The organism is Lentzea kristufekii, from assembly GCF_033949925.1.
Classification (GTDB): Bacteria; Actinomycetota; Actinomycetes; order Mycobacteriales; family Pseudonocardiaceae; genus Lentzea; species Lentzea kristufekii.
Genome location: NZ_JAXAVV010000029.1, coordinates 69,256 through 84,283 on the forward strand (window position 1 = coordinate 69,256; position 15,028 = coordinate 84,283).

At 70.5% G+C, this 15,028-nt stretch carries 14 protein-coding genes; 6 read left to right on the top strand and 8 right to left on the bottom strand.

The window, feature by feature from the left end; all coding sequences use genetic code 11:
* The first annotated feature begins 1 nt into the window (after window position 1).
* Window positions 2-316, top strand: coding sequence for a hypothetical protein (locus SK571_RS39705; protein ID WP_319989270.1), 315 nt, complete (start codon window positions 2-4; stop codon window positions 314-316).
* Here SK571_RS39705 and SK571_RS39710 read toward each other — a convergent pair.
* The 5 genes from SK571_RS39710 to SK571_RS39730 all read right to left on the bottom strand — a co-directional run bounded on the left by SK571_RS39710 (window position 313) and on the right by SK571_RS39730 (window position 5,163).
* A complete protein-coding gene (locus tag SK571_RS39710; RefSeq protein ID WP_319989271.1) occupies window positions 313-1,212 on the bottom strand; it encodes an alpha/beta hydrolase in 900 nt (299 codons plus the stop codon). The genes SK571_RS39705 and SK571_RS39710 overlap by 4 nt on opposite strands.
* On the bottom strand, window positions 1,212-1,517 hold the full coding sequence (locus tag SK571_RS39715) for a putative quinol monooxygenase (protein ID WP_319989272.1): 306 nt from the start codon (window positions 1,515-1,517) through the stop codon (window positions 1,212-1,214). Before SK571_RS39715 ends, SK571_RS39710 begins: the two co-directional genes overlap by 1 nt.
* 111 nt (window positions 1,518-1,628) lie before the next feature.
* Entirely contained in the window at window positions 1,629-2,585 is a 957-nt protein-coding gene (locus SK571_RS39720; RefSeq protein ID WP_319989273.1) for a hypothetical protein, read from the bottom strand.
* A complete protein-coding gene (locus SK571_RS39725) occupies window positions 2,582-3,784 on the bottom strand; it encodes an MFS transporter (protein ID WP_319989306.1) in 1,203 nt (400 codons plus the stop codon). Before SK571_RS39725 ends, SK571_RS39720 begins: the two co-directional genes overlap by 4 nt.
* A gap of 20 nt (window positions 3,785-3,804) precedes the next feature.
* Window positions 3,805-5,163, bottom strand: a complete 1,359-nt coding sequence (locus tag SK571_RS39730) for a CBM96 family carbohydrate-binding protein (RefSeq protein ID WP_319989274.1) — start codon at window positions 5,161-5,163, stop codon at window positions 3,805-3,807.
* A gap of 173 nt (window positions 5,164-5,336) precedes the next feature.
* Between SK571_RS39730 and SK571_RS39735 the strand changes: the two genes are divergently transcribed.
* Window positions 5,337-5,915, top strand: a complete 579-nt coding sequence (locus SK571_RS39735; protein ID WP_319989275.1) for a hypothetical protein — start codon at window positions 5,337-5,339, stop codon at window positions 5,913-5,915.
* Here SK571_RS39735 and SK571_RS39740 read toward each other — a convergent pair.
* Window positions 5,878-6,864, bottom strand: a complete 987-nt coding sequence (locus tag SK571_RS39740; RefSeq protein ID WP_319989276.1) for a PHP domain-containing protein — start codon at window positions 6,862-6,864, stop codon at window positions 5,878-5,880. The two genes, SK571_RS39735 and SK571_RS39740, sit on opposite strands and share 38 nt — an antisense overlap.
* Window positions 6,865-6,971: 107 nt before the next feature.
* Here SK571_RS39740 and SK571_RS39745 point away from each other — a divergent pair, with 107 nt between their 5' ends.
* Both SK571_RS39745 and SK571_RS39750 read left to right on the top strand, forming a co-directional pair.
* The gene (locus SK571_RS39745; protein ID WP_319989277.1) at window positions 6,972-7,385 is read left to right on the top strand and encodes a DUF3237 domain-containing protein; all 414 of its coding nucleotides are present in this window, start codon (window positions 6,972-6,974) and stop codon (window positions 7,383-7,385) included.
* A gap of 84 nt (window positions 7,386-7,469) precedes the next feature.
* Window positions 7,470-9,041: an alpha/beta fold hydrolase gene (locus SK571_RS39750; protein WP_319989278.1), complete on the top strand. Its 1,572-nt coding sequence runs from the start codon at window positions 7,470-7,472 to the stop codon at window positions 9,039-9,041.
* Window positions 9,042-9,154: 113 nt separating this feature from the next.
* Here SK571_RS39750 and SK571_RS39755 read toward each other — a convergent pair whose 3' ends face one another.
* On the bottom strand, window positions 9,155-11,881 hold the full coding sequence (locus SK571_RS39755; protein ID WP_319989279.1) for an ATP-binding protein: 2,727 nt from the start codon (window positions 11,879-11,881) through the stop codon (window positions 9,155-9,157).
* Between the two features lie 146 nt (window positions 11,882-12,027).
* Between SK571_RS39755 and SK571_RS39760 the strand changes: the two genes are divergently transcribed.
* A complete protein-coding gene (locus SK571_RS39760) occupies window positions 12,028-13,248 on the top strand; it encodes a serine hydrolase domain-containing protein (protein WP_319989280.1) in 1,221 nt (406 codons plus the stop codon).
* On the opposite strand, the gene SK571_RS39765 is transcribed toward SK571_RS39760, so the two are convergent.
* Window positions 13,245-14,192, bottom strand: a complete 948-nt coding sequence (locus tag SK571_RS39765) for an MASE1 domain-containing protein (RefSeq protein WP_319989281.1) — start codon at window positions 14,190-14,192, stop codon at window positions 13,245-13,247. The genes SK571_RS39760 and SK571_RS39765 overlap by 4 nt on opposite strands.
* 168 nt (window positions 14,193-14,360) lie before the next feature.
* Here SK571_RS39765 and SK571_RS39770 point away from each other — a divergent pair, with 168 nt between their 5' ends.
* Entirely contained in the window at window positions 14,361-15,008 is a 648-nt protein-coding gene (locus SK571_RS39770; RefSeq protein WP_319989282.1) for a zinc-binding dehydrogenase, read from the top strand.
* Window positions 15,009-15,028: the final 20 nt, after the last annotated feature.

Genomic DNA, 15,028 nt, shown 5'->3' on the forward strand with positions numbered 1-15,028 from the left:
TGTGACGGTGTTGTCGTGCGTCGAGGTTCGCCGCTCCACCGGAGGCCTCCGGTTGTTCGTCCGTCCCCCGGCCGCGTCGCGCTGGAGCGCGCGGCTGGGGTACGAACGGGTGTCGGAGTTGCTGACCGCGATTCGTCAGGCGGAGTCGTGCACCGTGCCGGACGTGGCACTGCGGTACGTGCCCGACCAGCGCACCGGTGAGGCGGTGCTGGCGTGCGAGACGGGGTCCGTCCTCCTGGACGCCGACGAGGTGTCGGCGTTGCACGACACGCTCCGCGCGCACATGCCGGACAGGATGAGGCCCCTTCCCGTCTAGACCAGCCGGCGCGCGAGCCAATCGGTGCGCGTGCGCCTGGCCTGAACGGACAGCCCGGCGGCGGGGAAGATCGCGTCGAAGCCGTGGAACCCGCCTGCCCACGCGTGCAGTTCGGCGTCACCGCCCGCGGCCCAGATGCGGGAGGCGTAGGCGGCGTCCTCGTCCCGGAACACCTCCGCCGTCCCGGTGTCGACGTACGTGGCGGGCAACCCGGACAGGTCCTCGGCCAGAGCCGGTGACACGTAACGGGAAACGTCCGTGCGATCGCCGAGCACCGAGCGCCAGCCGAACTCGTTCATCTCGCGCGTCCACACGCCGGGATCGCCGGAGTACTGCCTGCTGGACGTGGAGTCGTTGCGGTGGTCCAGCATCGGGCAGATCAGCACCTGGGCGGCGATCTCCGGGCCGTCCAGGTCGCGGGCCATCAGCGCGACTCCGGCGGCCAGGCCGCCGCCGGCGCTGATGCCCGCCACGACGATCTTGCCGATCCCGAGCTCCCCGGCGTTCTCGACCGTCCACAAGAGACCGTTGTAGCAGTCGTCGACGAGTGTCGTCCCGGTCGCCTCGGGTGCGAGCCGGTGCTCGACCGTGACCACGACGACGCCGAGCTCTTCCAGCCACTGCAACGGGATGTCGATCTGGGAGAAGCGGTCGCCCATCATCATGCCGCCGCCGTGGATCCAGTAGACGCACGGCGCGGGCCGTTCGAGTCCCCTGGGGCGGAAGACGGTCAGTGTGATCTCGCCGACCGTCACGTCGTGCCGTTCGGCGTCGGTCTTGAACGGCGGTGACGGCATCCGGCGGATCTGCTGGAGCATCTCGTGGCTGAGCTCGGTGGACAGCGGCATCTCGGCGAGGAGTGCGCTCAGCTCGGGGTCGAACGCCGGGCGGGCCATCAGAACGCCGCCTTGCCGCCGACGGGCAGCTCGTCGGAGTACGTGGACTCGCCGTCGAGCAGGCTCTGGAGGTTCGCGACGAGAGCCTGGGCTTGCTCACTCGCGAAGAAGGCGCGGTGGGCCTCGGCCGTCGTCCAGCCCTCGGTCACGTGGACGACGTCGGGGTTGGTCGTCGAGCGGCCGACCAGGAAGACCACGCAGTCGTCGTTGGTCAGCGACGGGGCGTCGAGCAGGAGCTCGACGACCTCGTCGCCCTTGCCGGGTCGTGTGGTCAAGGTGGCGTGGAAACCGTGCTCAACACTCATCTGTTCCTACCTTCCGTTCGTTCCGCTGTTCTGGCGATGGACCCATCAGATCAGCTTGAACAGGGTTGATAGGAGATCAATGCTGCCGCGCTCTTGCCCAATCCTGTCGGATCAGCTGATCGGCGCGGGAGAGCTCGCCTCCGGCACCAGGATCGCGGGTGTCCCCGACCCGTCCGCGGGCACCGCCCACACGTCGTTGAGGCCGTCGTCGCGCTGGATGCCGTACGCGACGGTCCTGTCGTCGACCCAGGCCGGCTGGTCGTCGACGCTGCGGGTCTCGGCGAGCTCGGTGACCGCGCGCGTCGCGAGGTCGAGCACGGACACCCGCCAGCCCTTCTGCGGGTCGCCGCCGACCGCTTTCTTGTAGGCGATGCGGGTGCCGTCAGGGGAGAGCGACGGGCACTCGACGTCGTCCAGCTCTGTGAGCGGGCGGACCCTGCGTGCCGCGAAGTCGCCCTCGAGCAGGTAGCGGTGGCCGCCGGTGGACATGGTGGCGTAGAAGCGGTTGTCGTCGGCGGTGAACGTGACGCCCCAGTAGTTCGTGTCGACCGGCCGTTGCGGCATGCCCTCGACCGCGAACTCCTCCAGCGACGTCACCAGCGTGCCGGTCTTCGTGTCGAGGATGCCCGTGCTGGTGGAGAACCCGTTGGCGGCGTAGGAATGCCCGTCGACGAACAGCGTCCACGCCACCATCCGGCCGCTGGCCGACACCCGCGTGCGGTTCGGGAACCCGGTCAGCGGGACCGTCCTGAGTTCCTTCAGCTCACGGTCGAGGACGGCCAGTTCGCTCGCCTTCAGCGCTCCGACCGGCCGCAGGCAGGAGATCGTGCCCGCCGCCGAGTAGACGCGGTCGCAGCGTTGTTCGGTGACCTCCCGGGAACCGGCCGGGTCGGTCCGCGACACCGTGGAGAGCTTGCCGTTGCTCAGGACCATCAGCCGCGGCCCGGCGCCGGCCGGAACGGACTGCGCGGCGTCGTCCGGTGTGGCACCGGACAGCGCGGTGTAGCCGGCGGCGACGCCTCCGAGCAGGACGGCGGCGGTCAGGGTGATCAGCAGGCGCTTGTTCATGGGCGGCGTCCCAGCAGTGCGGCGGTGGCGATCAGGGCACAGACCACGGCGACGGCGGCGATCCGGGTGGCTGCCTCGGGGCTCCAGAACTGCCAGGCGAGGCCGAACAGCACGGAGGAGCCGAGGTAGGCGAGCGCCTGTCCACTTTGGATCAGCGCGATGCCGGTGGTGCGCAGGCGTTCCGGCAGGACCGGGCCCGCGAGCGCCATCAGCACGCCGTCCGTGCAGGCGTAGAAGACGCCGTAGAGCAGCACGACCAGCACGAGGAGCGGCCAGCCGCCCAGCGGTCCGTGCAGCAGCAGGTAGACGACGGTCAGCGCGACGTAGCCGGCCAGCATGACCTTGAGCCTGCCGATCCTGTCGGCGAGTGCGCCCAGTGGTGCGGCGAGCAGCAGGTAGACGAGGCTCGTGCCCACCGCGAGCAGCGGGAACCAGCCGAACGCCAGCCCTTCGCGCTTCTGCAGCAACAGGTACACGAAGCCGTCGCCGATGGTGACCAGGCCGAGCAGTGACGCGGCCAGCACGATCCTGCGGACGGCCGGGTCCTTGAGCAGCGTGAGCTTGAGAGGTTCCTTGCGTGCCAGGGGTTCCGGCCGGTCCCGCACGTAGAGCACGAGCACCAGCACGCCGAACGCGGCGATGCAGGCGCTGGTGACGAACACGGCGTCGAACGACTGGGCGGAGGCCGCGAGCACGGCCATCGCGACCAGCGGCCCGGCGAACGCGCCGATGCCGTCCATCGCCCGGTGCACGCCGAACGCCCGCCCCAGGTCGCCCCTGGGCGTCGAGAGGGTGATCAGCGCGTCGCGCGGGGCGGTCCGCAGGCCTTTGCCCGCGCGGTCGGCGGTGATCACGAAGCCCAGCGCGGTCAGGGAGTTGCCGGCGGCGAGGAGTCCGAGCTTGGCCACCGCCGAGATGCCGTAACCGAAGCCCGCCACGGCCTTGCGCTTGTTCGTCCGGTCGGCGAGGTAGCCGCCCGCGAGTCTGAGGAGCGTGGTGGCGCCGGTGTAGACGCCGTCGATCAGCCCGTACGCGGCGGGACTGAGCTGGAGGCCGATGACCAGGTACAGCGGCAGGATCGCGGCCACCATCTCCGACGACACATCGGTGATGAGGCTGACCGTGCCGAGCGCGAAGACGTTGCCGCTCAGCCCTTTCCAGTTCGCCGTCTTGGGTTTGTCGATCGTGGACAGGTACATCATCGGCCTCCAGCGGTCCGTCAGTGGCAGTTGGTGGTGCCGCTGTCGGTGTAGGTCTTGCCCGCCACGGGGACGAACTGCCAGTCGAAGCTGTTGCTGTGCAGCGTCAGCTTCAGCACGCCCTGGGTGCCGGTGTTGCGGGCCTCGCTGTTCGGCTTGATCGTGCCGAAGCCGTAGGCGCCCGCGCCGCCCATGCCCGCGACGAACGTCCGGATGCCGCGCGAGTTGTCCAGCCCGCCCGTGGGGTTCTGCGGGGCGAACCGCTCGTACTGGTGGTTGTGACCGAAGACCACCACGTCGGCGTTGGCGTCGTACAGGGCCTGGAACAACGGCCTGGTGGCCGTCGAGGGCGCGTGGTTGGCACCGCTGGTGAACAGCGGGTGGTGCCAGTACGCCGCCGTGCACGGCTTCGTGCTCGCCGCCAGGTCCTGCCGCAGCCACTGCTCCTGCGCGCTGCCCGCCGCCATGCTGATGTTGGAGTTCAGCGACACGATGTGCCAGTTGCCGAGGTCGTAGGAGTAGTAGCCCCGGCCCGACGGCCCGGCCTGCGCGCCGAAGTAGTTGTAGTAACCGGTGGCGCCACTGGTGTGGTAGTCGTGGTTGCCGGGCGAAGGCCTCGTGCGCGCCTTGTGCCGGCCCCACGTGGGCTCGTAGTAGGTGGAGAACTGGCTCGCGGTGCCGTCCGGGTAGACGTTGTCGCCGGTGGTCCAGACGGTGCCGGGGATGTTGTCCAGCAGCGCGGCCGTGGCCGTGTCACCGGAACCGGAGTCGGCGATGTCGCCCGCGCCGACCCAGACCGGGTCGCCGGGAGGCGGGATCGTGCCGTCGGTGACGACGAGCTGCGGTGCGGTGGAACCCGATTCGCGGGAGTCGTAGTCGGCGCCGTCCGTGCTGCTCGACGTGATGCCGATGCTGTAGGTGCCGTTGCCCGTGACGTAGCTGGTGACGTCGACCTCGTACCAGGCGTTGCGCACGACCGAGCCGAGCGAGCCGACCGTGGCGCCGTCGATCGCGGGCTGGTTGTTCCAGGTGACCGCGGTCTCGGTCCAGCTGACGTTGGACATCGCTTTGAACGTGCCGCCGTTGGGGCTGTCCGCGCCGGAGACGTCGTCGGTGTGGATGCGCAGCTTGGCGTTGCTGACGCTGCCGGTGATCCCGGAGACGGTGAACTTGAGGAACGTTCGCTTGATCGGCGAGTTGTCGACGCCGAGCTGTCCGGACGTGCCGTAGTTCGTGCCGGTGGACCCGTTGTCGACGTAGGTGTCGGCGGTGGGGGTGAAGGTGGTGGTGGCAGCGTGAGCTGCGGTGGAGGCGGTGAGTGTGGCCGCCGTGACGATGACGGTGGAGAGCACGGCCAAGGGAGCCCTGCGACGTGACATGCCTGTCCTTGCGGTGGTGGGCGGACATGGGCCGTCGCGAAGAGTAGGGGCGGGATGGTTCGGTCACCAATGATCGTTCGGCGGCGGTTGGGTGAACGGTGGGAAAACCCCTCCAGGGGGTGAGTGCCGGGCGGGCTCGGTATTTCCGCGGCTGCTGCCTGCTCCTCAAGAACATGGGAGTCGAGGTCTGCGACCCTCGCTGGCTCACGGCCGTGCCGGGGGCCGAGCTGGTGGTCGCGCTGGACGAGGTGAGTGGGCACGCCGCTGACGGGCACCGGGTGACGGTGCTGATCGACCTGGTGCCGGACAACGTGTCGATGCTGCGAGGGCTGGCCGCCGAAGCCGTGGGCGACGGCGCTCGCAAGGTGCGAGTGCGGCCGCACGGCGTCGACCGGGTCGATCTCGTCTACGCGGCGGTGGAGCTGAACCGGGTCGCGCAGGACGACGCCGTGGAGGTGCAGTTCGACGTCACGTCGGCCGCGTTGCTGCAGGCCGATCCCACGGCGTTCGTGCGGGTCGATCCGCTCGTGGTGCAGGCCGACGGGACGGTCGTGCCGATCTGCGCCGGGCTGGAGCGGTACGCGCTCGGCTCACTCGGGTCGCTGGACGACCTGGTGGCCGCGTGGGACCCCGAGCCCGTCCGGGACCTGTGCCGGGTCGCGCTGAGCCGCGCGCTGGCCGACACCGGGCCGCTCGTGTCCTGGTACGAGCACCTCACCCGGACAGCAGCCGAGCTGCGGTTCTCGTGTTGATCACCTGCTCCGGCTCGACCCCGCACTCCTCCGCTCGCGCGCAGCCGTAGTTCAGCCAGTCGAGCTGGCCGGGCGCGTGGGCGTCGCTGTCGATGGAGAACGTGCACCCGGCGTCGACGGCCAGGCTGAGGAGCCGACGCGGGGGATCGAGCCGTTCCGGCCGTGAGTTGATCTCGACCGCGGTGCCGTGCTCGGCGCAGGCCTCGAAGACCCGCACGGCGTCGAACTGGGACTCCGGACGGCCCTTGCCGACGACCAGGCGGCCCGTGCAGTGGCCGAGGATGTCGACGTGCGGCTTGCTGACCGCGTTGACCATCCTGCGGGTCATCTCGGCGCGCGGCATCTTCAGTTTCGAGTGGACGCTCGCGACCACGACGTCGAGGCGTGCCAGCAGGTCCTCGTCCTGGTCGAGCGAGCCGTCGTCGAGGATGTCGACCTCGATGCCGGTGAGGACCACGAACGGCGCCAGCTCGGCGTTCAGCTCGGCGACGACCTCGAGCTGCTTCTCCAGCCGTTCGCGGGTAAGTCCATTCGCGACGGTCAGGCGCGGCGAGTGGTCCGTCAGCACCATGAACTCGTGGCCGAGGTCGCGCGCCGCCTCGGCCATGTCCCTGATCGGGCTGCCGCCGTCGGACCAGTCGGAGTGGACGTGGCAGTCGCCCTTCAGCCTCGCGCGCATCTCCTCGCCGCCGGTGATGTCGACGTGCCGGAGCTTCGCCAGGTACGCCGGCTCGCGGTTCGCGAGCGCGTCCACGACGACCCCGGCCGTCGACTTGCCCACGCCCTTGAGGTCGGTGAGCGTGCCGAGCCTCGCCCGTTTCTCGACGTCGGCGGGGTCGAGGCCGGCGAGGACGGCGGCCGCGTTGCGGAACGCCTGGACGCGGTAGGTCGGCTCGCCCGCCCGTTCGAGGTGGAAGGCCACCTGCTTCAACGCCTTGACCGGATCCATACCTCTTCCTACCTCATCCGCGGTGTCCGCGCGGCGCGGTGTACGGGGTTCCCCGACAGATAAGCGGAGGTCGTGGCGTTCCCGTCGGCCGTGGTTACGGTGGCGCGATGGAGCTCATCCCTCTCGGCGTCATGACCGCGCAGCTGCGAAAGCCTTACAAGCTGGCGAAAACGCCCGCCGGTGACCGGCTGATCTACGAGGTCGAGTCCGGGACGTTCGCCGGTGACCGGCTCTCCGCGGTGATGCACGGGTCGTCGAGCGCCGACTGGCTGACCGTCGGCCCGGACGGCACCGCGACCCTCGACGTGCGTTCCGTGCTGCGCACTAACGACGACGCGTACGTGTATCTGCACTACTCAGGACGGGTTGACGTCTCGAATGGCTTCGGTGCGCCGCTGTACGCCGCGCCGTTGTTCGAGACCGGCGACGACCGCTACCGCTGGTTGAACCGCGTGCAGGCCGTCGCGAAGGGTGTCCTGGACGGACTGACGCTGACCTACGAGGTGTGCGAGGTGCGGTGAATTTCACCCGACCTTCGGGGGTGTCGACCGGGACGGTGACTGCGGAAGCGTTCTGTCGCTGGCCGACGATCGTGAGGGGTACGCGTGAGGAAGCGTTGGGGCGCGGCGGCTTTGGTCGCTCCGTTGTTCATGTCCCTGGTGGGAACGGCCCAGGCGGCGCCGGGACCGTTGGACGAGTACTACACGCAGACCATCGCCTGGGCCGAGTGCCCTGCGGGCTGGGTCTCGCCCTCGACGGGGGTCGAGTGCGCCACGGTCATCGTGCCGATGGACTACAAGAACCCGGGCAACGGCAACCTGGAAATCGCCATCTCGCGCAAGAAGGCCACAGATCCGTCGCGCCGCAGAGGCGTGCTGATGACGAACCCGGGCGGCCCCGGCGGCTCGGGTCTCGGTGCCGTGCACTGGTTCAACGCCCAGACCGACGTCCTGAAGATCTACGACGTCATCGGCATGGACCCGCGCGGTGTCGGCAGGTCGACGCAGATCCGGTGCATCTCGACCCCGTCGGACGACGAGTTCCCTTCGCGCCCAACGGATTCGCAGCTCGCGAACTGGTCCGACTACGCCCGCGCGGTCGAGGCGAACTGCCAGCGCGGCGGCGGTGAGATGCGCCGGTTCATCTCGACCATGAACACCGCGCGCGACATGGACGTCATCCGCGGAGCCATGGGGGAGAAGAAGATCTCCTACGTCGGCTACTCCTACGGCACGCAGCTCGGCGCCGTCTACGGCTCGATGTTCCCCACGCGCCTCGACCGAAGCGTCCTCGACTCCGCCCTGGACCCGCTGAAGACGTGGCACGAGCAGGACGTCGACGTCGTGGACGCGATCACCGACAACCTCCGCAAGTGGACGGAGTGGACCGCCGCCCGCAACGGCACCTACGGCCTCGGCACCACCCCCGCAGCGGTGCGCGGCGAACTCGACGCGATCGCCGAGCGCCTGAAGACGGGCCCGCACGGCGGCTACGCGGACGTGACCTCCTTCGACTACGCGGTGGGCGCCACCCGCTACCGCCGCTCCTGGGCCGCGTTCTCCCGCCACATCGCCTCGATCAAGGCGGGCGCCGCGGACCCGGCCGAGGCCTCCGCGATCGTGGCCGCCCTGAAGAAGGGCGACATCGAACCCACCTCGCCCGGCACGTTCCAGGCCGTGGTGTGCGAGTGGGACTGGTTCTCCGACGTCAACACCTACTACAACGACATGAAGCGCTGGCGCGACACCAACCCGTACGGCGGCACCGTCGACTACATGGCGCCGACCAACTGCACGTTCCGCGCCTTCCAGCGCCCGGAGAAGATCCCGGCCATCACCCGCAAGTACCCGGCCGGCCTGGTGGTCAACTCCGACGGCGACACCCAGACCCCGCTGGCCAACGGCCGCGTCATGGCGGAGCACCTGAACCAGCCGCTGATCAGCGTGGCGAACGACGGCCAGCACGGCCACTACGCGCTGCGCCGCAACGCTTGCGTCGACACGCTGGTCAACAAGTACCTGGTGTCGGGGATCCTGCCGGCGTCCCGGGTGACGTGTGCCGGGACGGACATCGCGGAGACCGTGCCTCCTGGGCAGGCGGCGGCGTTGGGTGTGCAGTCGGCTCGGCCGTTGAGCGACATCCTCGGTGAGATCGCGGCGGAGACGAAGCCGTTCTGATCGTGTGAACGATCTTGTCGGACCTCGTGAGTACGGTGAGATGCAGGGGTTCCCAGCTCAAGGGGACCCCTGCGTCAGCGTTGCTGCATGCCGTGTAGATCGCGGTGCCGCACTCAGCGTTGCTGCATCGCGTCCAGCACGCGCGCGAGTTCCAGCCGGGACGAGACGTGCAGCTTCGCGTAGATCCGCGACAGGTACACCTCGATCGTGCGCGGGCTGTAGTGCAGCGCCGCGGCGATGTCCCGGTTGCGCATCCCCTGCTGCACCAGCCGTGCCACGTTCTCCTCGGCCTCGGTGAGCAGGCCCGGCGCCTTCGACCGCGCGCGAGGCACCTTCGCCCCCAAGGCACGCAGGCGGTTGCCCGCCTGGCGCCGCAACCCGTGTGCCCCAAGGCGCTGGAACGCCGTGTAGGCCTCGACCAGCGCCGGCACCTCGTCGGTGCAGACCTCGCCCAACGCGAGCTGGGCACGGGCCTTCTCGAACTCCAGCCCGCCCAATGACGCCTCGGACACCGCCTCCCGCAGGAGATCGGCGTCCTGGCGGACGACGCCGGTCACGCGGCGGACCGTGGTGCGCGACCACGGCGACACCCTGGTCGCGGACACGACGGACAGCCGGCGAAGAGCCTCGTCGGCTTCCGAGGCCCGGCCTCGTTCGAGGTCGAGCTCGATCATCCGTGCCACGAGCACGCACGAGTAGGCGGCTTCGAACTGCGCGCCGACGTTCCCGGCCAGCAGCTTGTACGCCTCGTCGGCCTCGCCGCGGGCGATCAGGTACTCGGCGAGTGAGATCGCGTGCAGGCGCGAGATGTTCACGGAACGCGGGGCGGGCAGCGCGGCGAGGCGTGCGGCCACGTCGAGTTCGCCTCGCCAGGTGCGGATGGAGAGCTCGATCGCCTGCAGCACACCGAGGGCCTGGTCGGCCTGCGCGGCCTCGACGTCGGGGAGCCAGCGGCCGATGCCGTCCAGGGCCGCGTCCCAGCGGCCGCCCAGCCAGTCGAGCGCGACCCTGGACGCGGCGCGTTCGGCGCGGAAGCCGTGGGAACCGACCTGGTCCGCCAGTTCCTCGGCGCGGCGGACCCGCCACGACGCGTCGTGCACGAGGCCTGCCAGCGCGGTGGTCGAGGCGCAGACGGAGAGGGCCTGCAGTTCGAGCATCGGCCGGCCGTCGCTGCACGCCAGCGCCCGGTTCGCGTACTCGACGGTCTGGTCGTGGCGGAAGAGCAGGGACGCCAGCATCGCGAGGTGCTCGAAGACGATCACGCCCTCGGCCGGTGAGCTGATCGGCAGTGCCTCGATGCGGGCCACCTCGGCGACGGCGTCGTCGTGGCGGTCGTTGTAGACGAGGAGCACGGCGCGCTGGGCCTCCAGGGACGCGGGCACCGGGCCCCGCGCCACCTCGGCGTCGACCAGTTCCAGGGCTTCCGCCGTGCGGCCCACCGAGAACAGGGACGAGATCACGGCGGTGGCGACCCGCAACCGCAGGGGACCCGGTGCCAGCGACTCCAGGGCGGCCAGGCCCGGTTCGATCGCCAGCGCAGGGCGTGAGGCGCGGGCCAGCACCCGGCACTGCAACGCCAGCAGCTCGGCGCGCTCAGGAGCGTTGCGCGGCAGCAACTGCAGGGCCCGGGCGCACAGCGCGGCAGCCGTCTCGGGAGCGGAGGCACGGGCAGACGTGGCGGCCTCGGCCAGCACGCCCACGGCCACGCGGTCGCCGGGCGCCGCCGACTCGGCCAGGTGCCAAGCGAGTTGGAGGAGGTCCACGGGCAGGCCCTGCGCGCGGTCGTCCAGCAGCCGCGCCGAGATCAGCGAGTGCAGGTGACGGCGTTGCGCCGGGCCGACCTCGTGGTAGAGCGCCTCGCCCACGAGGGCGTGCGAGAACCGGTAGCCGTTGTCGTCGTGCACCACGATGTGCGCGCTCAGCAACGAGTCGAACGCCGCGACGACGGTCTCCTCAGGCAACGACGACACCCGTGCGAGCAAGGGGATCTGGTCGAGCCGCACGCGCCGGAACACCGACACGGCCCGTGCGACGAGCCGCGTGTCGTTCTCCAGCGGCGCGACACGGCGCAGCAACGCCTCACGCCGGGTCAGCCGGATGGCGTCGGGCGGCACGGCGAGCCTGGCGCGGTTGCCGTCCATCGTCACCAGGTCGCGTTCGCGCAGCGAGCGCGCGATCTCCGTGACGAAGAACGGGTTGCCGTCGGACCGTTGCCGCACCTCGCGGGCAAGACCCTCGTCCACGGCGGTCTGCAGGACGGCCTCGACGATGCGCGTGACGTCCGCGCCCGACAACGGAGCCAGCTCGACGCGCACGACCTCGGCGTGCTGCTCGACGCGGTCCAGCAGACCGGGGTCGGCCGATCGGCTCGCGGTGACCAGCACGAGCGGCGCCGCCGACACCCGCCGCAGCACCAGGGTCAGCAGGGCGAGGGAGTCGTCGTCGACGTGGTCGAGGTCGTCGATCAGCAACGCCGCGGGGCGCGTCGCGGTGAGTTCGGTGAGCAGCCGCACCACCCGGTCGCACGCACGCCCGAACCACGCCCCGGAGTCCTCGGCGACCGAGATCTCCAGCGCCGCCAGGGCGTCCGCTCGGATCTCGTCCGGTGGCAACGACCGGATCAGCGCCGTCACCGCGCCGTACGGGATGCGCTTGCCCAGCACGTCCGACGCCGACGCGAGCACCACGCACCGCCGATCACGCAGCCGCCGCGCGATCTCCGCGAGCAGCGACGTCTTGCCGATCCCCGGCTCACCGCTGACCTGGACCACGACGAGCCCGGTCGCGGGTGCCTGGTCGACGCGGCCGAGCACGGCGCGCAGTTCCGGCTCGCGGCCCACGAGCAGTGGAGTGTCGGCGATGACGGCCTCCTGGCGGATTCGGCTGCTCCGAGTCTTCCACGAGGCGCCTAGTCGTTGAGGGTTCCCTACTGATACGTGGTTCCTCCAGGTGATGTGCTGCGGGCAACCGCCGCCAAGGAGGGTCAATGACGATCCAGGGAACCTGCGCCCCGCAGTTCGCAGAGGTGCGCACCGAGTTGGAACGCAACTTCGCCGAGCGCGGCGAGGTCGGCGCGTCCGTGCACGTGACCCTCGGCGGCGCGCCCGTCGTGGATCTCTGGGGCGGCGTCGCCGACCCCGCCACCGGCCGCCTCTGGTCCGAGGAGACCGTCGTCCACGTCTGGTCGTGCACCAAGGCCGCGACCTCGCTCACCGCGCACGTCCTGGCCTCGCGCGGCGAGCTGGACCTGAACGCGCCGGTCACGAGGTACTGGCCCGAGTACGGCGCGAACGGCAAGGACGCGACGCTCGTCCGGCACGTGCTGTCGCACCAGGCAGGACTGCCCGCGGTCACCGCGCCGCTGCCCACCGGCGCCTTCTACGACTGGGACCTGATGACCTCGACGCTCGCCGCGCAGCAGCCGCTGTGGGAACCGGGCACGCGGCACGGATACCACGGCCTCACGTTCGGCTTCCTCGTCGGCGAGATCGTCCGCCGCGTCACGGGCCTGACGCTCGGCCGGTTCTTCGAGAAGGAGGTCTCGGGCCCGCTCGGCCTGGACTTCTGGATCGGCCTGCCCGAGGACCTGGAACCGCACGTCGCCCACACGATCCCGGTGGACCCGACGCAGCCGGGTGTTCTGCTGCCGTCGCTCTACGCCACGGCGCTCACCCGGCCCGAGTCGCCGCCCGGCCTGATGCTGCTCAACAACGGCGGGTACATGGCCCCCGGCGAGTCCGACTCCCGCGCGGCCCACGCCGCCGAGATGGGCGCGGTCGGCGGCATCTCGAACGCCCGCGGCCTCGCCTGCCTGTACCGCCCGCTGGCTCTCGGCGGCGCCTGGGACGGCGTCCGCCTGGTCGAACCGGAGCAGCTCCCGCAGATGTCGAACGTGGCCGTCGCCGGCCTGGACTCCGTGGTCGGAGTGCCGACGCGGTTCGCGCTCGGCTTCCAGAAGGCCATCGACAACGCTCATCTGCCGCCGAACGACCGCGAGGGCCTGCTCCTGCCGGAAGATGCGTTCGGGCACAACGGAATGGGCGGCTCACTCGGGTTCGCCGACCCCAAGGCACAGGTCTCGTTCGGCTACGCGATGAACCGGCAGGGGCCCGGGCTCGGCGTCAACGAGCGCGGCCAGTCCCTTGTGGACGCCGTCTACCGCGCACTCGGGTACCGCCGGACGGGTGGCGGAACCTGGTTCGCCTAACCAGGCGGTACGACCCGGCCGAGCCGTTTGCGCACGCCGTCCTGCTGGTAGCGCGCAACGGTTTCGGCCAGCTGCTCGCACGCGCTCTCGATGGCCTGCCTGGCCTCGTTGCGCTCGCTGGTGATGGCGCTCAGGATCAGCCCGGTCAGTGCCACCGAGCCGTTGAACGCCTGCAGCACGATCATGGTGGTCGGCAGGTCGTTTTCGGCGAACTGGCCGCTGGCCGCGGACATCACGGCGGCCACGGAGATGATCACCGCGCACGGGGCCGCGATCGCGTGCTGGAAGCGGAGAGCGGCCCAGATCAGCATCGGGAACACCAGGAACAGCAGGCGCAGTTCCGATGTCGTCACGAAGGAAGCGAGCACGGCGGTCGCGAGCAGCAGCGCGGCCGCCTCCGCCAGCCGGCGCGGCGAGGCCGTCCAGTGGTGCGGCACGGTGAGCAGCAGCGGCGTGAACACCAGCACGCCCATCGCGTCGCCCGTCCACCACACCGACACCACGGCCGGCACCTCGTGCCACGGGATGACGCCACCGGCTTTCAACGCCGCCGCGCCGACCAGGGCACTGACCGACATCGCCCCCAGGGCTCCCGCGAACACGAGCAGCAGCGCGTCCTTCAAGCGGTCGAGCGCGGGACGGAAGCCGAAGCGCGTCAACAGGTACCAGGCGAGCAGGGGCGCGGCCGTGTTGCCCGCGGTGATCAGCAACGCCGAGAACAGCGGCGCGCTCAGGGAGACGTTGACGGCGAACGCTCCGAGCGTGATCCCCGGCCAGACCCCGCGGCCCGCCATCAGCAGTGCCGCCACGGCGATCCCCGTCGGCAGCCACAGTGGAGTGACCTGACCCTTCATGAGGGCCAGGACCAGGCCGACCTGCGCGGTCGCGTAGTACGCGAGCGCGACCGCGGCCATCGTGGCGACGGTGCGGAGTGTGGCGTTCACCGCCACATGCTGCACCTGTGCCCACACGTTGGCCATACCTCGCCACATGGCGTACCCACCTGGACTCACTCCGTAGGTAGACACCGGCCGGTTCCGCGGGCGCGGATCCTTAGCTGTTGTGGAAGCCGCACTACAGCCCGTCGGTCACCACGCACTGAGATGGACCTCATGCGCACAGCCGAGACCGCCGACGCGATCCTCGTGGAGGACGGCGGGCGCCGCGTGGTGGAGGTCGCCGGCCGCCTGCGCCTGCCGGTGTCCGCGGGCGTCACCGACGACCAGGCACTGGTCCTGGCCAGAGCGGGCACCACGGCGTGGCACCTCCTCCGCACGTGCGCGCACCTCAGGCCGGATGAATCGATCGTGGTGCACAACGCCGCGAGCGAGGTCGGCGTCATCGCGGTCCAGCTCGCCCGCAGTTTCGCGGCCGGGCGGGTCATCGCGACCGAGTCGAGCCAGTCCCGCCGGCGCACGGCCGTCCGGCTCGGTGCGGACGTCGCCGTCGACTCCGGGCGAGAGGGTCTGGCGCAGCGGGTGATCGAGGCGAACGAGGGCGACCAGGTCGACGTCGTGCTCGATCCCGGCGGCTTCCTGGAGGCCTCGCTGGACGTGCTGGCGCCGTTCGGCCGGATCGTCTGCTACGGCACCGACCAGGACGAATCCATCAAGCTGACGGGTCTGCTCGGTGGCTCGCGGGCGATCATCGGGTTCCGTTTCGAGCACACCCTCGACCGGCCCGGCATGATCGCCAGGGCTGTCAGTGAGCTGTTCGGGTTGACCTCGGCTGGGCGATTGCGTCCGGCGGCAGCCAGCTAGTACCCGTTAGTAACAAGCCG